General features: G+C 36.6%; 18 protein-coding genes. 16 read left to right on the top strand and 2 right to left on the bottom strand.

Features of this window, described 5'->3' with window-relative positions; translation table 11 throughout:
* The first annotated feature begins 66 nt into the window (after positions 1-66).
* The 16 genes from MF646_RS01225 (at position 67) to MF646_RS01150 (ending at position 17,691) form a co-directional block, all read left to right on the top strand.
* Positions 67-705, top strand: coding sequence for a YesL family protein (locus tag MF646_RS01225; protein WP_250094658.1), 639 nt, complete (start codon positions 67-69; stop codon positions 703-705).
* Between the two features lie 633 nt (positions 706-1,338).
* Positions 1,339-2,988 (top strand): extracellular solute-binding protein, encoded by a 1,650-nt coding sequence (locus MF646_RS01220; RefSeq protein ID WP_250094657.1) that lies wholly within the window; start codon positions 1,339-1,341, stop codon positions 2,986-2,988.
* Positions 2,989-3,139: 151 nt separating this feature from the next.
* Positions 3,140-4,066, top strand: coding sequence for an ABC transporter permease (locus MF646_RS01215; RefSeq protein ID WP_250094726.1), 927 nt, complete (start codon positions 3,140-3,142; stop codon positions 4,064-4,066).
* 12 nt (positions 4,067-4,078) lie between these two features.
* Positions 4,079-4,960, top strand: a complete 882-nt coding sequence (locus MF646_RS01210; RefSeq protein WP_250094656.1) for a carbohydrate ABC transporter permease — start codon at positions 4,079-4,081, stop codon at positions 4,958-4,960.
* A gap of 28 nt (positions 4,961-4,988) precedes the next feature.
* Complete coding sequence (locus MF646_RS01205; RefSeq protein WP_250094655.1) at positions 4,989-6,497, top strand: GH39 family glycosyl hydrolase; 1,509 nt, start codon at positions 4,989-4,991, stop codon at positions 6,495-6,497.
* A gap of 121 nt (positions 6,498-6,618) precedes the next feature.
* On the top strand, positions 6,619-7,719 hold the full coding sequence (locus tag MF646_RS01200; protein WP_250094654.1) for a Gfo/Idh/MocA family protein: 1,101 nt from the start codon (positions 6,619-6,621) through the stop codon (positions 7,717-7,719).
* Between the two features lie 126 nt (positions 7,720-7,845).
* Positions 7,846-9,009 carry a Gfo/Idh/MocA family protein gene (locus MF646_RS01195; protein WP_250094653.1) on the top strand — a complete coding sequence of 388 codons (1,164 nt, stop codon included), beginning with the start codon at positions 7,846-7,848 and terminating at the stop codon, positions 9,007-9,009.
* A gap of 44 nt (positions 9,010-9,053) precedes the next feature.
* Positions 9,054-9,593 carry a D-lyxose/D-mannose family sugar isomerase gene (locus tag MF646_RS01190; protein ID WP_250094652.1) on the top strand — a complete coding sequence of 180 codons (540 nt, stop codon included), beginning with the start codon at positions 9,054-9,056 and terminating at the stop codon, positions 9,591-9,593.
* A gap of 75 nt (positions 9,594-9,668) precedes the next feature.
* The gene (locus MF646_RS01185; RefSeq protein WP_420842468.1) at positions 9,669-10,352 is read left to right on the top strand and encodes a GntR family transcriptional regulator; all 684 of its coding nucleotides are present in this window, start codon (positions 9,669-9,671) and stop codon (positions 10,350-10,352) included.
* Between the two features lie 99 nt (positions 10,353-10,451).
* Positions 10,452-11,903 carry a glucuronate isomerase gene (uxaC, locus tag MF646_RS01180; RefSeq protein WP_275980161.1) on the top strand — a complete coding sequence of 484 codons (1,452 nt, stop codon included), beginning with the start codon at positions 10,452-10,454 and terminating at the stop codon, positions 11,901-11,903.
* Entirely contained in the window at positions 11,866-12,963 is a 1,098-nt protein-coding gene (gene uxuA / locus MF646_RS01175) for a mannonate dehydratase (protein ID WP_250094650.1), read from the top strand. The genes uxaC and uxuA overlap by 38 nt, the downstream gene beginning before the upstream one ends.
* Complete coding sequence (locus MF646_RS01170) at positions 12,939-13,787, top strand: SDR family oxidoreductase (protein ID WP_250094649.1); 849 nt, start codon at positions 12,939-12,941, stop codon at positions 13,785-13,787. Before uxuA ends, MF646_RS01170 begins: the two co-directional genes overlap by 25 nt.
* 377 nt (positions 13,788-14,164) lie before the next feature.
* Positions 14,165-14,554, top strand: a complete 390-nt coding sequence (locus MF646_RS01165; RefSeq protein ID WP_250094648.1) for a GntR family transcriptional regulator — start codon at positions 14,165-14,167, stop codon at positions 14,552-14,554.
* Positions 14,547-15,446, top strand: coding sequence for an ABC transporter ATP-binding protein (locus MF646_RS01160; RefSeq protein ID WP_250094647.1), 900 nt, complete (start codon positions 14,547-14,549; stop codon positions 15,444-15,446). Before MF646_RS01165 ends, MF646_RS01160 begins: the two co-directional genes overlap by 8 nt.
* Positions 15,421-17,418, top strand: coding sequence for a DUF6449 domain-containing protein (locus tag MF646_RS01155; RefSeq protein WP_250094646.1), 1,998 nt, complete (start codon positions 15,421-15,423; stop codon positions 17,416-17,418). The genes MF646_RS01160 and MF646_RS01155 overlap by 26 nt, the downstream gene beginning before the upstream one ends.
* 15 nt (positions 17,419-17,433) lie before the next feature.
* A complete protein-coding gene (locus MF646_RS01150; RefSeq protein ID WP_250094645.1) occupies positions 17,434-17,691 on the top strand; it encodes a hypothetical protein in 258 nt (85 codons plus the stop codon).
* A 58-nt stretch (positions 17,692-17,749) separates the two neighbouring features.
* Here MF646_RS01150 and MF646_RS01145 read toward each other — a convergent pair whose 3' ends face one another.
* Entirely contained in the window at positions 17,750-18,283 is a 534-nt protein-coding gene (locus tag MF646_RS01145; RefSeq protein WP_250094644.1) for a CueP family metal-binding protein, read from the bottom strand.
* A 164-nt stretch (positions 18,284-18,447) separates the two neighbouring features.
* The gene (locus tag MF646_RS01140; protein ID WP_250094643.1) at positions 18,448-19,161 is read right to left on the bottom strand and encodes a GntR family transcriptional regulator; all 714 of its coding nucleotides are present in this window, start codon (positions 19,159-19,161) and stop codon (positions 18,448-18,450) included.
* Between the last annotated feature and the right edge of the window lie 137 nt (positions 19,162-19,298).

The raw sequence follows: 19,298 nt of genomic DNA, 5'->3' as shown, positions 1-19,298 counted from the left end.
TTTCTAATTAGTAAGCCATTTATAAAAGTGTAATAAAAAGTTGATCACTATACGGAGGGGAATATGATGCAAGGGATCATGGGTGGGTTTTACCGGGCTAGTGAGTGGGTGATGAGACTTGCCTATATCAATGTACTGTGGATTTTATTTACATTATTAGGACTGGTCTTCTTCGGGATCATGCCTGCTACAATATCTATGTTTACGATTATTAGAAAATGGTTGAAAGGGGAAACGGATACGCCGATTTTTAAACTCTTTTTTTTCACATATAAAAAAGAATTTGTAAAGAGTAATTTATTATTTATCTCCTTATTTGCAATCGCTTATATATTATATATTGATTTCCAACTGCTCTCTCAAATTGGAGGAATAATGCAACTTCTATTAAACGCTATTTTGATTATAGTTGTATTTGCTTATTTAATCATGCTTGTCTATATTGTTCCTGTCTATGTTCACTACAACTTGAAGTTCTTTCAATATATGAAACATGCACTATTAATTGGGTTATTAAGCCCCATCATGACGATTGTGATGGCTATTGTTTTATTTATTGGATATTACTTATTCATGTATATCCCTGGTTTAATCCCATTGTTTGGAGTAAGTGCAATTGGTTATATCGTCATGGGATCAGCATACTTTGCCTTCAAGCACCTTGAATTGAGACGGCAAATTACAGAATTAAGAAATAGCAAGTAGGAAGAGGGGATTATCCATGGTGTTTCGGCTTCCAGAGCATAGTATTTAGTATGTGTCTTTGGATATACAAGAACGGATATCATCAGGATGGGCAGTTCTTCAGGAGTAATTTCCCTTCTTTTCTGAAATTTTAAATAAAACATATATACTTTTTAAAGTGTAAACTATATTTTGCTTAGTTTTTTTGGAGGATAGAGTTTTGTATAATTTATTTATAAGCAGCAAGGAAAACAAAATAAAATTACGTTCAGCTCATTAGATAGAGTTACTGAAATTTAAAAGGTTTTCTCATTTGGTCTGTAATGAAAACGCTTACTGTTGGGCGTTGAGAGAAAGAACGTACTAGTATAAATAATGAACGGTCGAAACGCATGGGGGTGTTCATGTTTTAATAAATACAGCAGATCTTGTATGGTAATGCATTAATATGGCAGCAGTCATTATTTTGAAAGGGTTTTCATGAGGTTGGTTTAAGGAGATTTCTACGGTTGTACTTAATCTAGAAATACTACCATACTAGTATGTCTAAAATGGTAATAAAGTTACATTATTTGAAAGGGGTGATGAAAAGAAATATATTAAACACTTTATGGTCGGTTTTTTCATTATAAAAATTATTAAGGAGGAAAGAAAATGCTAAAAAAATCATTGTTTACGCTTTTATCTTTACTACTTACTATTGGTATTTTGTCAGCTTGTTCAAATGAAGATGTTGCAACAGATCCAAGCACAGAAGATAGTGACGGAGCCGCTACCATCACAACAGCTCGTGTTCTTGATGACGGTACCGTGTTTAAAGACGGTGAGGATGTACACGATAATGTAGTAACAAGATGGGCAGAAGAAGAGTTAGGCATTAAATTTGTGACAGAATGGACACAACCAAATGATGAACAATTTAATACTCAGTTACGCCTAATGATGTCATCGCGTGAAAAATTGCCAGATGTCTTCTTAGTTTCAAATAATAATATTAAAGCAGACTTAATCCAATCGGGACTAGTTATGTCAATTGACGAAGCAATTGAAGAGCATGCTACACCTAGGGTTAAAGAACTTTTTGAAAGATTTCCAGAAGCCTTCTATCCATCAACGAATGAAGATGGAGAGCGTTACGGTGTACCAAGATACTCTGGTGGTAACGGTTCAGATACGCTTCTTTGGATTCGCCAAGATTGGCTTGATAAATTTGATTTAGAAGCTCCAGAAACACTTGAAGAATTAGAACATATTATGGATGTATTTGTTAATGAAGATCCAAATGAATCTGGAAGAGACGATACGATTGGGATTACGTTTGCAGCTGGGGACGAAGGTTTCCGTGGTGGAAACATAGCTGACTCAAGCTGGGTATTTGGAGCATTTGGTGATTATGTTCCTGGTAACTGGAGTCAAGCAGCTGATGGCTCTCTAGTTTACGGTTCCATCCAACCAAACGTTAAAGATGGATTATCTAAAATTAACGAATGGTATGAAAAAGGCTATTTATCAACTGATTTCGCGATTTTAAGTGCTGGTGATGCACAAGAAAGCTTTATTTCAGGAAGGTCTGGAATTATGGCAGCTCCACCTTGGGCACATGGTTATCCAATTGGTGAGATTGCACAAGTCGTTCCTGATGCTGTAGTAAAACCATTCCCGCACGTAACTGGACCAAATGGAGAGGCTGGACGTAGAGGAGAGGGATTAATTGTTGGTTCGTTCCTATTTAATAGAGAATTTGAGCATATGGATAAGTTCTTTGAATATTGGGATGCAATCCTTGGCTACACATTAGGTGAATCAGAGCATTTTCCACATGGTTTATTTGAAGGATATGATTACGTAATGCAAGACGGCGAGCCGGTTTATAATATTGAACAATTTGAAGAAATTACTGGGGAAGATCATGTTGATCCAGGTAGATATTTCTTACCTACGAATATTCCAACAATTCCATATGAAATGTATGGTTTATTAGAGGAATTTCATGATACAGGCAGAGATCCTGTAAATGGATATGAAGCTAATCTTGCTGGTAGAGAAAAAGATTACATTCATGCAGCGGCAATTGTTAATAAACAAAATGATATTCGCATCGTTAATGAGTTTTCGGGACCACCTACTGATACGATGAGTTCTAGATCTGAGCATTTAGAAAGATTAGAAGATGAGCTTTTTGTTGACATTATCTATGGCAACAAGCCATTAGATGCATTTGATCAATTTGTTGAAGATTGGTTAAGTTCTGGTGGTGAGCAAGTTACACAAGAAGTAAACGAATGGTATGAATCCGTTCGTTAATAAGATGATCTAAATAAAAGCAAAAAGGTGCGAACAATTAGTAGTTTATTAAATTTCTTGTTCGCACCTTGCTTTTAACTAGTTACTTTCTTTAGGTATAGGAGGGAAAGTCATGAGTCAGCAAGTTGTTCATAATAAGACGAATCAAGTTATGAAAGAACCGAAACTTAAAAAGAAAAAACAAAAATGGGACCTTAAAAGAACGTGGCAACTTCATGTACTTTTAATACCAGCACTCGTTTTAGGACTTATTTTCCAATATGCTCCCATGTTTGGGATTGTTATGGCGTTTCAAGATTTTAAACCGTGGTTAGGAATATGGGAGTCACAATGGGTAGGACTCGAACACTTCAGAACGATGTTTGAGTATGATTATGCGAGACAGGTAATATGGAACACTCTTATCATTTCTATGTTGAAAATTATCTTTGGATTAATTGTCCCAATTACGGTCGCATTATTGTTGAATGAAATGTACAAAATGGCCGTCAAGAGAACGGTTCAAACCATTATTTATTTACCATACTTTTTATCTTGGGTTATTCTAGGTGGTATTTTACTAGACTTACTATCTCCAGATGGAGGTCTTGTCAATCAATTCATAGGATTCTTCGGTGTCGATCCAATCTTTTTCTTAGGAAGTAATGATTGGTTTAGAACAACCGTTATTATAAGTGATCTTTGGAAAGAAACTGGATTTAATACGATCGTCTTTTTAGCAGCCATTACAGCTGTAAATCCTAGTTTATATGAAGCGGCTGTTGTAGATGGTGCGAATCGTTGGAAACAGACTCTTTATATCACGTTGCCAGCAATGCTACCAATCATCATTGTTGTTGGTACATTATCGCTTGGAAACGTTTTAAATGCAGGGTTTGACCAAATTTTTAACCTTTATAATCCATTAGTTTACCAAACCGGGGACATTATTGATACTTATGTATACCGTGTTTCACTAGTAAGTGGTGATTTTAGTTACGGTACAGCCGTTGGTTTATTCAAATCTGTAATTAGCTTAATTTTAATTGTTGTAGGTTATCGTTTAGCTTACAAGTATGCGAACTGGAGAATTTTCTAGGAGGGATTTCCTATGCGTGTCTATAAAACGAAAAGCTATACCATTTTCACGGTATTTAATTATAGCTTTCTCATCTTGATGGCATTACTTTGTATCCTGCCACTGGTACATATTTTGGCCGTATCATTAAGTGGAAGTGCAGCAGCAGCAGCAAATATTGTTACATTTTGGCCGGTTGATTTCACAATAGATGCTTATCAACGAACAATAGGAAACGATAATTTTATTCGTTCTTTTTTGATCTCGGTTTTACGTGTGGTATTAGGAACAGCAATCTCTATGGGGGCAATGCTTTGTGCAGCATATTCATTAGCGAAATATGATGAAGAATTTAAAGGGAGAAAATTATATGTTTGGTTCTTTGTCTTTACCATGATTTTTAATGGCGGATTAGTACCAACATACATGGTTGTAACAGGATTAGGTTTAACAAATACCATTTGGGCATTGGTATTACCAACAGCGATTAATGCATTTAACTTAATCTTACTATTAAATTTCTTCCGGACATCTGTACCAAAATCTTTGGAAGAGTCTGCAACGATTGATGGAGCCAATCATTTTCAAATATTCTTAAAAATATATTTGCCAATCGCAGTTCCTGCTATAGCAACTGTATCACTATTTACTATGGTCTTCCACTGGAATTCTTGGTTTGATGGCATGATTTACAATAACGATGCTAGAAACTATCCATTGCAGACATTTTTGCAAACGATTATTGTTCAACAAGACTTTAGCCAAATTACTGATGCTGAAACATTGCGGAACTTGTCACAACGAACAGTTCAATCTGCACAAATCTTTATTGCCGCTTTACCAATGTTAGTTGTTTATCCATTCATTCAAAAATACTTTGTAAAAGGTATTGTATTAGGTGCTGAAAAAGAGTAAAAGAGTAATGTTGAAAAGAAGGGATTTTATGAAAAAAATAAAGGTTCGTAAAGAGGTAGAAGCAACGTTAAATAATAATTGGAAATTTTGTGTTGGGACGGGACGTTTAGGGCTTGCATTACAGAAGGATTACTTAGAGCATTTGAAATTAGCTCAACAATCGATAGGATTTGAATATATCCGTGGTCATGGCCTATTACATGATAATGTAGGAATTTACCGTGAAATTGAAGTGAATGGGGAAACGAAACCATTTTATAATTTCACATACATTGATCGAATCTTTGATTCCTATTTGGAGTTAGGTATACGGCCATTTGTTGAAATTGGGTTTATGCCAGAACTGCTCGCTTCAAGTGAAGAAACAGTCTTTACGTGGAAAGGAAATGTAACTCCTCCGAATGACTATAATAAGTGGAAGGATTTAATTATTGCTGTTGTCTCCCATTTTATAGATCGGTATGGAGATGAAGAAGTGTTGAAATGGCCTTTTGAGATTTGGAATGAACCTAATCTAGTAAACTTCTGGAAAGATGCAAATAAGACAGAGTACTTCAAACTTTATAAAGTAACAGCAAATGCGATAAAAGAAGTACACCCAGATATTCAAGTAGGAGGTCCTGCTATATGTGGAGGTTCTGATGAGTGGATCGTTGAATTTCTTGATTTTTGTCATGAAGAAGAAGTTCCTGTTGACTTTGTTTCACGTCATGCCTATACATCAAGACCGCCAAGTAAGGTAACACCAGATTATTACTATCAGGAACTTGCGGATAATACGAAAATGCTTGATGAATTTAAAAACGTAAGGGAAATGATTGATGCATCTCCTTTTCCAGAGTTGCCATTTCATATAACGGAATACAATACATCTTATTCTCCTATTAATCCTGTTCATGATACAGCCTTAAATGCGACCTATCTTGCTCGGATTCTTAGTGAGGGCGGCGATTATGTTGATTCATTTTCATACTGGACGTTCAGTGATATTTTTGAAGAGCGAGATGTGCCAAGAGCTCAATTTCATGGCGGATTCGGGTTGATTGGAATGAATGAAGTACCAAAACCGACCTTTCATTTATTCTCGTTTTTTAACAAGTTAGGTCAAGAACGTTTATATCGTGATGATGATGTCATTGTAACACGTAAGAAAGACGGGTCCATTGCCCTTGTTGCTTGGAATCTTGTAATGGAAAAAGGAGAAGGGTTTGAAAAAGAATTATCCATTACGATTCCAATAAGAGATGGTGGTGTATTTATCAAACGTCAAACTGTTAATGAAGACTATGCTAACCCATGGAGAGTATGGAAAGAAATGGGGCGTCCACGTTTCCCTAGTAGGGAAATGATAGAAACCTTGCGTCAATCAGCTAAACCACTTATGAGAACATCACATGGTGAGTCTATTAATGGTGAGCTAACAATCGATATAACCTTATCGAAGAATGAACTAACGTTGGTTGAACTTACTCCTGTAAAGGATGAAACGGATTCCTACATTGGCTTAGATGATTCTCTAATTACTTCATACTCATAAGATACCTATGCTTTTCACCTCATATCATAAGCCATTTAAAATTAATCGTACCATACTAGTATGATTAAACTGTTAATTGAATAAGTATTATAAAAGCACCCATATGGAGGAGGATAAGACAATGAGCAAAAATGATGGCATGAATTATGCGCCTAAAGGGAAAGTAAGTCAAGTTGTTGAAAAAGGTGAGTTCCGTTTTGCTGCGATTGGATTGGATCACGGTCATATTTATGGGATGTGTAATGGATTGCTAGAAGCAGGAGGGGAATTAGTAGCTGTCTATGACCCAGATGAAAAGAAAGTAGATGGGTTTAAAGAGAAATATCCGGAAGTGATGATAGCTGTATCTGAGGACGAAATATTGCAGGATCCAACGATTCACTTGGTCGCTTCAGCTAATATTCCAGTTGATCGCTGTCGGTTAGGGCTTAAAGTACTAGATCATGGCAAACATTACTTTGCAGATAAACCAGCATTTACAACGAAGGAACAAGTAGAAAAAGCTAGACAAAAAACGGCAGAAACGGGCTTGAAATGGGGAATCTATTATAGTGAAAGATTGCATGTAGAAAGTGCGATATTTGCTGGTCAATTAATTGAAGAAGGGGCTATTGGCCGAGTCATACAAGTGATTGGTACAGGGCCACATCGTGCTAGAGCAAATGCTAGACCTGATTGGTTCTTTGACCCGAAGTATTATGGAGGTATTTTATGCGATATCGGAAGTCACCAAATTGAGCAATTCTTACATTTCTCAGGAGCAAACGATGCAAAAGTGTTACATAGCAAAGTAGCAAACTATCATTTTAAACAATATCCCAAGTTTGAAGATTATGGAGACGCTACGCTTGTTGCTGATAACGGAGCTACGTTTTATTTCCGAGTGGATTGGTTTACACCTGATGGTCTCGGTACATGGGGAGACGGCCGAGTTATTATTTTAGGAACGGAAGGGTATATCGAAGTGAGGAAATATATCGATATTGGTAGAGATTCTTCAGGAGATCATTTGTATCTCGTTAATCAAGAAGGAGAAAAGCATTTCGAATGCAACGGAAAAGTTGGCTGCCCATTCTTTGGAGAATTCATCTTGGATTGCTTAAATGGAACAGAACATGCGATGACACAGGAACATGCGTTTAAAGCAGCGGAATTATGTATCGATGCACAGGAAAAAGCGATTCAAGTTGAAACAGCTGATACACCGGTTGCTACGAAGTAAGAGCTGGTTGGTTACAAGAACTAGTTAGTACTAAGACCAGGTATTTGTTTGGTTAAGGTGGATGGAAGCTTTCTTTTATAAATGACAACTCATGGCTAAGTAAAATCTATCTCAGGAGATGATAATATGTTAAAAGTAGCAATCATAGGTACAGGAGCGATATCTCCATCTCATATTAAAGCTTATCAAGAATTTTCTAATCGGTGTGAAATTGTTGCCTTATGCGATATCTATCCAGAAAAAGCTGAAGAACTAGCTAATGAATTTAACTTAAATGTTAATATTTATGGGGATATCAAGGATATAGTGGAGCGCACAGATATTGATTTAGTTTCTGTTTGCACCCCGCCATACACACATGCTGAAACAGCGATTGCTTTACTAAATTCTGGGAAAAATGTACTCGTTGAAAAGCCGATGGCATCTTCTTTAGAAGAATGTGATGCTATGAATGAGGCAGCAAGAAGAAATCAAAAGGTGTTATCAGTTGTCGCGCAAAATCGTTTTGGGACACCAATGATGAAATTAAAGCACGTACTTAAATCGAAACTTATGGGACCAATCGTTCATACTCAGGTTGATTCTTTCTGGTGGAGAGGACATAGCTATTATGATTTATGGTGGAGAGGTACATGGGAGAAAGAAGGAGGAGGTTGTACGTTAAATCATGCTGTCCATCATATTGATATTTTTCAATGGATGAACGGAATGCCAAAGGAAGTAACAGCTGTATCCACAAATACATCTCATGATAATGCAGAAGTAGAGGACTTATCGATTGCCATTTGTCGCTATGATAATGGAAGTTTAGCCCAAGTGACAAGTTCAGTTGTTCATCATGGAGAAGAACAACAATTGATATTTCAAGGAAAGAATGCGCGTGTTTCAGTACCTTGGAAGTTAAAAGCCTCAACTGCACAAGAAAATGGTTTCCCAGTAGAAGATAAAGAATTAGAATCAAAGATTCAGCAAGTGTATGATGAACATCCAGTCGTTCAGTATGAAGGGCACACAGGCCAAATTCATGATGTACTCCTTGCTGTGGAAGGGAAAAAAAACGTTCTTGTTGATGGAGTACAAGGTCGACAAACGCTTGAGCTCATAACGGCCATTTATCAATCTTCTAGCTTTGGGGAGTCTGTGAAATTACCTTTAAAAGATGACAGCCTTTTTTATACAAGGGATGGGGTCAGGAAGCATGCCATTCATTTTTATGAGAAGAAAAACAGTATAGATAATTTCACTAACAATAAAATTACAACAGGTGGAAATTATTCAGCTGATTTATAACCTATATTCATAAGAAAACCTTTTACATTGCAGGGAGAGAGAAGATGGTAAGTGTAAGTGATTATCAAAAAGCAAAATTAAAAACAATAAGTTATTTTGAGAAAGCGAACATTATATTAACTAGTTTAGAACGAGAAAAAATTGAGATTGCCGATTTCGGGTTAAATGACTTAGAACGTCAAGGATTAGAATTAATAACGTATATAAATAACGAGCACTATTGTGCGAAAGAATTGGTATTGTTTCCACTGCAGACATGTCCTGAACATAAGCATCCACCAGTAGATGATTGCGCAGGAAAAACAGAGACATTTCGCTGCCGTTATGGGAAGGTATATTTGTATGTGGAAGGTGAGCCCACTAAGAACATAAAAGCTAACATCCCAAGTCCTAGCAAAGACTATTACACGGTCTTTCATGAAATTGAATTACATCCTGGAGATCAATTTACGATCCCTCCTAATACTCTCCACTGGTTTCAATCGGGTGAAGAGGGTGCAATTGTATCAGAGTTTTCCACTACAAGCAGGGATGAATACGATATCTTTACAGACCCACATATTATACGAATTCCTGAAAAATAGGTAGGATGTTGTAAACACCCTAGACTACCATACAAATCTACTTGTATGGTAGTCTAGATAAGGAGGTGTAGCAATGTGATTTTGGAACTTGATGAAAGAAACAAATTCGCTTCAACACGTGATTATGTTTATACCATTTTACGTGAAAATATTATCTCATTAAAACTTGAACCTGGACTAAATATTTCAGAGAAAGAAATCTCTGACATGCTTAAAGTTAGTAGAACACCTGTTAGAGAAGCATTTGTGAAGCTAGTACAGGATGAATTATTAGAGGTCTATCCGCAAAGGGGATCATTTGTTGCACTAATTGATTTAAAGCATGTAGAGGAAGCCCGATTTATTCGTGAGCATTTAGAAAGAGCTGCCATAGAATTAGCATGCAGCGTCTTTCCCCCTGAGTATGTGCAGAAATTAGAGTTTAATTTTTATATACAAAAGCGTTGTGTTGAAATGAAGGATTATAAGAAATTTTTTGAGCTTGATGAAGAGTTTCATGAAACCATATCTGAAGGTTGTGGAAAGAAAAGGATCTGGAATATTATTCAACAAATGAATGTTCATTTAAACCGAGTTAGAATGCTTAGTTTAACAGAAGAACATAATTGGGATACCATTTTACAACAACATGAAGAGATGATTCACGCGATTCGAGAAAAGAATGCGGTTAAAGCGAAAATGATCATAACAGAGCATCTAACGCTAGTGAATGAAGATCAGGGAAAATTAAAAGAACGTTATCCGATGTATTTTAAATAGGTCAAATAGCCAGGCAGCTGGTTGTTTGCTACAACATTTGAAAGCGCTGCCTTTAAGGCGATAAAACTTGGTAACTGAGGTGATTAAGTGAATTCATTTATGAATCAGGACTTTTTGTTAGAAACGGAAACGGCAAAGAGGTTATTTCATGACTATGCAAAAGATATGCCGATAATTGATTATCATTGCCACCTTTCAGCAAAAGAAATAGCAGAGAACAAAAGGTTTTTTACAATCACAGAAGTATGGCTTGGTGATGATCATTATAAATGGAGAGCATTGCGAGCAAATGGAGTATCTGAAGAGTATGTGACAGGTGAAAAAAGTGTTAAAGATAAGTTTCTAAAATGGGCAGAGACGGTTCCAAACCTTATAGGAAACCCTCTTTATCACTGGACTCATCTCGAGCTGCAGCGTTGCTTTGGGATTAATGAAGTTCTGACCCCAGAAACAGCGGAGTTCATATGGGAAACATGTAATAAAGAATTGCAAACAGGTGATTTAACAGCAAAAGAGATCATTAATCAATTTAAAGTGAAGGCGTTATGTACAACAGATGATCCTGTAGACTCTCTTTTTTATCATAAGCAGCTAAAAGAAGATCCAACCTTTTCTGTCAAGGTTTTGCCTACGTTTCGTCCGGATGGAGCATTAAATATTGAAAAGAACTCATTTAGCGATTGGGTAAAAGAGCTTGAGTTGGTTTCAAATAGAAACATTGCTACCTATCAAGATTTTAAAAAGGCATTGGAAGATCGAGTGAATTATTTTCATGATGTTGGATGCCGTTTATCAGATCATGGATTAGATTCATCTTTCTATAGAACCTCTCATGAATCTGATATAGAAACGATTTTCAATAAAGCGCTAGCAAATGAAATAATCAATGAAGAAGAAGTGGTGCAATACAAATCAGCACTTATGGTCTATTTAGGGCAACTTTATGCTAAAAAGGGTTGGGCGATGCAGCTACATATTGGTGGACTCAGAAATGCAAATACAAAAATGATAAAAAAAGTAGGGCCAAATACAGGATTTGATTCCATTGCAGACTTTACGTATGCACAGGATCTAGCAAATTTGTTAAATGAGTTAGAAATAAATGATTGTTTGCCTAAGACCATTTTGTATTGCTTGAATCCGCGTGATAATTACATGGTTGCTACATTGGCTGGAAATTTTCAAAGTGAAGTACCAGGTAAAATCCAATTTGGAACAGCTTGGTGGTTTAATGATCAGCGTGATGGAATGGAAGACCAAATAAAAACATTAGCAAATGTAGGGGTATTATCTAACTTCGTTGGTATGCTTACGGATTCTAGAAGTCTTCTTTCCTATACTAGACATGAATATTTTAGGAGAATTCTTTGCAATGTAATCGGTAAGTGGGTTGAAAATGGAGAATACCCAGCTGATTTTGAACAGCTAGGAAAGATAGTAAAAGACATTAGTTATTCAAACATTGAGAACTATTTAGGATTCGATCAAGTAGAGGGGAAGGAGCTGGGACACGTTGAAAATGACATTTCGGTGGTTTGGGGAAGGCAATGACCTAATCCCTTTGGAGCACGTGAAACAAATCCCAGGGGTAGAGGGAATTGTTTGGGCACTTCATGACATTCCAGCAGGAGAAGAATGGCCGTTAGATCGCATTATGGAAGTAAAAGAGCTTGCTAACCAACATGGTTTTCACATCGATGTTGTTGAAAGCGTGAACGTACATGAGGATATTAAACTCGGGTTGCCTACAAGAGATCGCTATATTGCTAATTATAAGCGAACGATTGAGAAGTTGGCTCAGGCGGGTGTGAAGGTTATTTGCTATAACTTTATGCCTGTATTTGATTGGACTCGGACGGACCTGTTTAAAGAACTAGAAGATGGATCAACAGCTCTCTTTTTCGAGAATGCTAAAATTAAAGACCTTGATCCGGTGGAATTAGTGAAAGAAATCGCCGGCAACTCAACCCTCACAATGCCAGGGTGGGAACCTGAGAGGCTCCAATCTTTATCTAAGCTTTTTGAACAATACAAATACGTGACAGAAGAAGATTTATGGGTAAACTTGCAATACTTTTTAGAAGAAATCATACCAGTTGCTGAAGAGAACGATATAAAAATGGCCATTCATCCAGATGACCCTCCGTTTTCTGTTTTTGGTTTGCCAAGAATTATCATTAACAAAGAGAACATTCATCGTTTCTTAAAGCTTGTTGATCGTCCTGCTAATGGGTTGACTCTTTGCAGTGGATCATTAGGTGCAAATCCCACTAATGACGTAGCTGAAATGATAAGAGAGTTTGCGTGCCGAATTCATTTTGCTCATATTCGCAATGTCAAAACGTATGACAACGGCGATTTCATTGAAACATCTCATCGCTCATCTGACGGTACTGTTGATATTTTGGAGATTATGAAAGCTTACCATGAAATAGGATTTACAGGTTATGCAAGACCGGATCATGGCCGTCATATTTGGGGTGAAAAGTGTAGACCTGGTTATGGACTATATGATCGAGGACTTGGGATTATGTATTTATGGGGTATTTGGGATTTGCTTGAGCGTACAAAAAAGGAGGAAGCGTTATGTTACCAATCAATGAAAATTTGAAAGGGAAAGTAGCGGTGATTACTGGTGGAAGTGGTGTATTATGTGGGGCAATGGCTAAAGAACTTGGCAGGCAAGGTGTAAAGGTGGCGATATTAAATCGCCAGCTTGAAAAAGGTAAGGTAGTTGAACAAGAAATACGTGAGAATGGTGGTACGGCTCTTGCAGTTTCTTGTGATGTCCTAGATGTTGAAAGCGTAAAAGAAGCAGAAGCCCTCATTGCAGAACAGCTCGGTGAGTGTGATATTTTAATAAATGGGGCTGGTGGGAATCATCCAGATGGTTCAACTACAAATGAAACGTTAAAACTAGAGGATCTCGAAAATAAGGAGCTAAAGACATTTTTCGATCTAACTACAGAAGGCTTTCAGTTTGTCTTTAATTTAAATTTAATTGGTACGATTATTCCAACTCAAGTATTTTCAAAGAAAATGATGAATAAAAAAGGGGCAACCATTATTAATATGTCTTCGATGAGTGCGCCGTCACCAATGACAAAGGTGCCAGCATATAGTGCGGCAAAGGCAGGTATTGATAATTTCACACAATGGTTAGCGGTACATATGGCTGAAGTTGGGATTAGAGTCAATTCAATTGCACCTGGATTTTTCCTTACACAACAAAATAAAAGATTGTTGACGAATGAAGATGGCTCCTTAACAGAGCGCTCTCACAAAATATTAGCTCATACTCCGATGCAAAGGTTTGGAACACCTGAAGATTTACTTGGCACATTAATTTGGTTGTCAGATGAAAATATGTCAGGATTTATTACAGGGATTACTGTCCCGGTTGATGGAGGATTTTTATCCTATGCAGGAGTGTAATACAACATCTAAGCGAGAGAATAGATGACATACCAAAAAAAGCAGTGGTATCTAGGAAGTTGAAAAGGTTTTATAACCTTTTATGCTCCTAGATTTCCACTGTTTTTTTGATTTTTAGAATGTAAGGAATAAAAACAAGTTATGTTATCAGCTGAAGACGATCATTAATTTAGTCAAATACGAGAAGATACCAATACAATAACGTTTTTTTAAGCAAAGTTTGAAGAGTATTAGGCTAGCGCCAGTAATCAAAATGATTTATTTATTGGAAAAGTATTGCAAAACCAGCCAATTTATATATAATTAAAACTGTATTATGATAAATAGTACAGTTAGTTCAGTTAGTACAAAATAGACATCCTAGAAAGGGGGAAGCCATGTTCCAGTTAGATACACGTAGCAGGAAGCCGATTTATGAACAGTTAGTTGAGAAAATGAAAGAGCTAATTATTCACGAAGTTTATCAACCTGATGAGCAGCTCCCGTCTGTAAGAGTTCTCTCGCAACAATTAACGATTAATCCAAATACAATTCAAAAAGCATATCGGGAGCTAGAGCATCAAGGGTACATTTATTCGATTCCAGGTAAAGGGAAATTTGTAGCCCCTCAATCAGAAACAATAAATGAGGAAAAGGTGAAAAAAATGAAACAAGAGCTGATTAAACTCTTATCGGAAGCCATGTATTTAGGGATGGACAAAGAAGATATTCTATCTTTACTTGATATTGCAGAGAAATCGGTGAAAGGAGGAGAAGAACATGATTGAAGTGAGGAACATTAAAAAGGGATTTGACGAACTCGAAGCCGTTCAAGGTATTAATCTCCATATTAAAAAAGGTTCGATCTACGGTCTGCTTGGCTCAAATGGTGCTGGGAAAACAACGTTATTAAAAATGATTGCCGGTATTTATAAGCAAGATTCAGGAGAAATTTTGATAAGTGGAGAGCCAATCTTTGAAAATGTTCAATGGAAACAAAGGATTATATTTCTTGCTGATTCATTATTTTTCTTCCCGAACTCAACCATTAAACAAGCCGCACAGTTTTATAAAAGTATGTATGTTAATTGGAACGAGGAACGGTTTCAGAGTTTAAAAGATGTTTTCAACATTGATGTCAACAAAAAGGTGCACCGTCTGTCAAAGGGAATGCAAAGACAAGTATCTTTTTGGCTTACGTTATCAACGATGCCAGACATCTTAATTTTAGACGAACCCTTTGATGGTCTTGATGCCGTAATGCGGCAAAAGGTGAAAAACTTGCTAGTCCAAGATGTTGCTGAGCGTGAAATGACGATCTTAATTTCTTCTCATAACTTACGTGAAGTAGAGGACCTCTGTGATCAGGTTGGGATCTTGCATCATGGTCAACTAAGGATTGAAAAAGATTTGGATGATTTAAAATCGGATGTTCATAAGATTCAGGTTGCCTTCAAGCAAGAAGTACCAGCTGTTTTCTTACATGGATTTGATATTTTATATAAGGAAGAACGTGGGAGTGTGCGTTTATATATTGTTAGAGGGAAGCAGGATAAGGTAACCTCTCATATCGATACGTTCCACCCTGTTCTATTTGATATTTTACCACTCACTCTTGAAGAGATTTTTATTTATGAAATGAGGGATGTCGGCTATGCTATCGAAAACATTCTCGTTTAATCGGGGAATCATGATTCAAGATTTAAGAAGTGTCGGATGGGTCGGAATTGCCTATTTCCTCTGCCTGCTTTTTGCATTGCCATTACAAATTTTAATGGCTTATTCAAGAGATGGGCATTATCATCATATTTTTGTAAGGGATTCGACAAGTTTATTCGCCATTTCAAACGCTTTTCAAGTGTTTTTGTTGTTCTTAATTCCTGTCTTGCTTTCTATTTTTATTTTTCGCTATATGCAAGTTAAGCTTTCTAGTGACTACATGCACAGTCTACCAATAAAAAGAGAAGCTATTTATCATTTACATGTCATCCTAGGTGTTCTTATTCTGCTTGTGCCTGTTCTCTTAACAGGGATTGTTCTATTAATATTAGGAAGCGTCATGCCATTACAAGAGCTATTATCTTATCAAGCAATCGTAGAATGGGTAGCATGGACTTCTTTTTTTAATATATTTGTTTTTATTGCTGGTGTGTTTGTTGCGTTGCTTACAGGGATGTCTGTGTTGCAAGGTGCTCTTATCTATATAATGTTACTCTTTCCCGCTGGGATATCCATACTCGTTCTCATGAATCTACAGTTCTCTTTGTATGGGTTGTCTGCGGATTACTATTTAAACAAAAATGTAGAGAGGCTTATCCCTTTTGTACGTGTGAATGAACTGACACATACATCACTAACGATGCTAGAATTTATCGGCTATCTACTATTTATTGTCTTCTTCTATCTTTGCTCATTATGGATGTATAGGAAAAGGAATGTCGAAGCTGCTACTCAAGCGATCGCGTTTCGACCGTTACAACCTATTTTTAAATATGGTGTGACATTCTGTACGATGTTAGTCGGTGGATTATACTTTGGGGCTACTACAAACGATGCCCCCGGTTGGATTGTTTTTGGTTATGTAACAGCTTCTATCATTGGTTATTTCCTTGCCGTGATGATTTTAGAAAAAAGCTGGAGAGTTTTTACGAAATGGAAAGGCTATGCCATTTATGCAGTATTCATTATCATCATTGGTTTCTTTGTACAAATGGATGTGATCGGATTTGAAAAAAACATCCCAAATGTCGATGATGTGCACGAAGTCTATTTTGCAGACACTGTCCATTTTTTAGATGACGATGAAGGCCGATATTTTGATGGCTATGAAAGAGAAATTAGGCCTAGTTATTTTTATCAAGATGAAAGTAACATAAAAAACATTCACTCTTTCCACGAACAGCTTATCGCCGATAAACCTTCGATCCGAGCGAATAACGAAGAGTCTCGTCTGGTGGCATTTGGTTATGAGTTGAAAAATGGAGAGAGACTAGTACGACAATATCGTATTCCTGCAGAACAATATGAAAGCTTATATAAACCAATTGTGGAATCACAAGAATACAAACGAAACCAAAATCCAGTTCTTGCTGTTGATGACCTTTCGCAATTAGACCGAATTGCCCTCAACGTACCACAAGGCGGAAAAAGGCTGGTTCTTACTGATCCCGATGAAATGAATGAATTCCATCAACTCTTACAATCGGAAATCGAAGAAGAGTCCTATGAAGAAAGCCATGAGTATCGCGCTCCATGGGCAGAGGTTGAATATTTATGGACGAATAACAAACGAATTCGCTCACAATGGAAAAAGTCATACGTTCAAATTGAAGAATGGCTAGATCAAAAAGGTTTACTAGATCAAGCAAGAATGACCGCTGATGACATTGCCTATGCGATTGTTATTAAAAACGATGACCATAGTAGTGTTTACGAATATATTCACGAAAACAATCTAGATCATACTCTTGAAAGTCGTGATGACGCGTTACGAATTAACGACGCAGAACAACTGGAACAAATGTTACGAACTACAACTTGGAGCAGTCAGGGAACCTACATTGTTGCCTTTTACTATCATCAACATATGTATCCAGACTTCCAAACTTTCCCTGACGATGAAGTCCCAGACTTTATTAAAGAGCAATTTTAGCTGAGGAGGGATTACATGAAATTGATTAGTACGAATGGTCAAGAAGAGGATTTGGTAGTAGAATGCGATACCTTATTAACAGGAACATTTAATGGAAATCTTACTGTATTACCAGGAGCCAAACTTTGTTTAGATGGTAAATTAATTGGTGATCTATTCTTAAAGAAAGGGTCCATTGTTTCTGTCCAAAACACTATTGCCGGAAATGTTTATAATGAAGGAGCAAGAATTGAGATGATTGGTTTGATTGAAGGCGAGATGTTTGAGGTCTAATTGGCACGATCTAATCAATAGAACACACAAAAGCACCTAATCGATAGGTGCTTTTGTGCTACATCAACTGCATATCTGTAATACAAGTCTTGTCTCCCTCAAACGTGGAAAGTTCCGACTCAGCTATTTTATCGTCATGTGTAATCGTTACATGGTACGTTTTTTCTCGTGGCAGCCACAAATCAATAAATCCATTTGCTAGAGATGTCATTTTTTCATCTACTAAAACATTTCCATCCATATCTTCAATGTATACATTAAATTCTTCGTTCACGATTTCTCCTTGACAACCTGTCAAGTTATGATTGTGTCAAGGGTGGGTTTCATTGACATATGGCGCAATTGATAGAAAGAATTCATCTTCAGGTAGGTCATAGCTTACTTTGGTCCCATCACTGTCAGTGACAATCAGTTCATGCGACGTGATCGAAGCGGACTGATTTAAAATGTTGCCTACGCTGTAATCGTGCACCAATTCCTTGATATTATCAACGTCATAATCTGTTGTTGCACTTTCACTGTTTCCCGTAAAAAAGTACACAGCTATGGCAACGAAAGCTAATCCAACAATAACAGAAATTTTCCGTTTCATTTGTGTTTCTCTCCCTGTTCCTCTATTTGTCTTTTTTAAAATTTGGTACATGTATAAAGTTATTTTAACATGAAAATGATGCATTACTTGTGAAACTATCGTGAACCATCAACAAGTAAAGTGAGAAGGTTTTTTATCACCCATAAAATCTAGTTCTAGAAAAATTAAAATCTATTTGCGACAATTGTAAACTTATAATCATCGCTCTTAAAGAAGAGCTCTGTATACTCAAAGACAACGTCATTTTCTAGCGTCGACCAAAGACGAACTTTTAAAATAGGAGTACCTTCTTTTAAGGAAAGCAATTTCCTGATTTCTTCATCTGGTAAAAGAGGGATAATCTCTTGGAAGCTCTGCTTAATTCGCCATTTCTTTTGCTGCTCTATAAATTTATATTTTGATCCTTGCATGACCTCATAAGAAAGGTCTGGGAAAAGGGTTACTGGTAAATAAGTCCTCTCGAAAACGACGGGTTTATCGTCAACATAACGTAAACGACTGACGAAAAACGTTTGGTCATCCTCGTCTAAACCTAAAATACCTCTGATTTTTTCATCTGGATGCTTCAATTCATAACATAACACTTTATTAATGGTCTTCTTTTTTAACTGCTCCATTTCTTCTGTAAACCCTTGAAGGTGATATATATTATGTTCAATTTTTTTTTCACTAACATAGGTTCCACTTCCTTGAACCCTACGTAATAACTCTTGACTAACTAGTAAATCAATAGCTTGTCTAATGGTAACACGACTAACTCCATATGTTTCTGCAAGTTTATTTTCAGAAGGGATAGCATCTCCTTCGGAAAGCTCTCCATTATGAATTTGCTGTTTAATTTTTTTTGCTAGTTGCTTATATAACGGTGATGAACTCATTTTTCCACTCCTTAATAAATCGCTCCTTGTTTCTATCATACGCGAATTATTAAGTTGTTCAAATTATTTTTTTTGAAAATAATTATTGACCGCCTTTATAAAATGTATTAAATTAGTATTAACAATTTAAATACAAA

It is taken from the genome of Halalkalibacter alkaliphilus (assembly GCF_023555415.1).
Classification (GTDB): domain Bacteria; phylum Bacillota; class Bacilli; order Bacillales; family Bacillaceae_D; genus Halalkalibacter; species Halalkalibacter alkaliphilus.
This window is presented reverse-complemented; position numbering and strand designations above follow the sequence as displayed.

Excerpts from the sequence above, each read along its gene's own strand:
- MF646_RS01205 (WP_250094655.1), top strand. The coding sequence starts at position 4,989 with ATGAAAAAAATAAAGGTTCGTAAAGAGGTAGAAGCAACGTTAAATAAT.
- MF646_RS01160 (WP_250094647.1), top strand. The coding sequence starts at position 14,547 with ATGATTGAAGTGAGGAACATTAAAAAGGGATTTGACGAACTCGAAGCC.
- MF646_RS01215 (WP_250094726.1), top strand. The coding sequence starts at position 3,140 with ATGAAAGAACCGAAACTTAAAAAGAAAAAACAAAAATGGGACCTTAAA.
- MF646_RS01155 (WP_250094646.1), top strand. The coding sequence starts at position 15,421 with ATGCTATCGAAAACATTCTCGTTTAATCGGGGAATCATGATTCAAGAT.
- MF646_RS01225 (WP_250094658.1), top strand. The coding sequence starts at position 67 with ATGCAAGGGATCATGGGTGGGTTTTACCGGGCTAGTGAGTGGGTGATG.
- MF646_RS01165 (WP_250094648.1), top strand. The coding sequence starts at position 14,165 with ATGTTCCAGTTAGATACACGTAGCAGGAAGCCGATTTATGAACAGTTA.
- MF646_RS01210 (WP_250094656.1), top strand. The coding sequence starts at position 4,079 with ATGCGTGTCTATAAAACGAAAAGCTATACCATTTTCACGGTATTTAAT.
- MF646_RS01195 (WP_250094653.1), top strand. The coding sequence starts at position 7,846 with ATGTTAAAAGTAGCAATCATAGGTACAGGAGCGATATCTCCATCTCAT.
- MF646_RS01150 (WP_250094645.1), top strand. The coding sequence starts at position 17,434 with ATGAAATTGATTAGTACGAATGGTCAAGAAGAGGATTTGGTAGTAGAA.
- MF646_RS01200 (WP_250094654.1), top strand. The coding sequence starts at position 6,619 with ATGAGCAAAAATGATGGCATGAATTATGCGCCTAAAGGGAAAGTAAGT.
- MF646_RS01190 (WP_250094652.1), top strand. The coding sequence starts at position 9,054 with ATGGTAAGTGTAAGTGATTATCAAAAAGCAAAATTAAAAACAATAAGT.
- MF646_RS01220 (WP_250094657.1), top strand. The coding sequence starts at position 1,339 with ATGCTAAAAAAATCATTGTTTACGCTTTTATCTTTACTACTTACTATT.
- MF646_RS01140 (WP_250094643.1), bottom strand. The coding sequence starts at position 19,161 with ATGAGTTCATCACCGTTATATAAGCAACTAGCAAAAAAAATTAAACAG.
- uxaC (WP_275980161.1), top strand. The coding sequence starts at position 10,452 with ATGAATCAGGACTTTTTGTTAGAAACGGAAACGGCAAAGAGGTTATTT.
- MF646_RS01170 (WP_250094649.1), top strand. The coding sequence starts at position 12,939 with ATGTTACCAATCAATGAAAATTTGAAAGGGAAAGTAGCGGTGATTACT.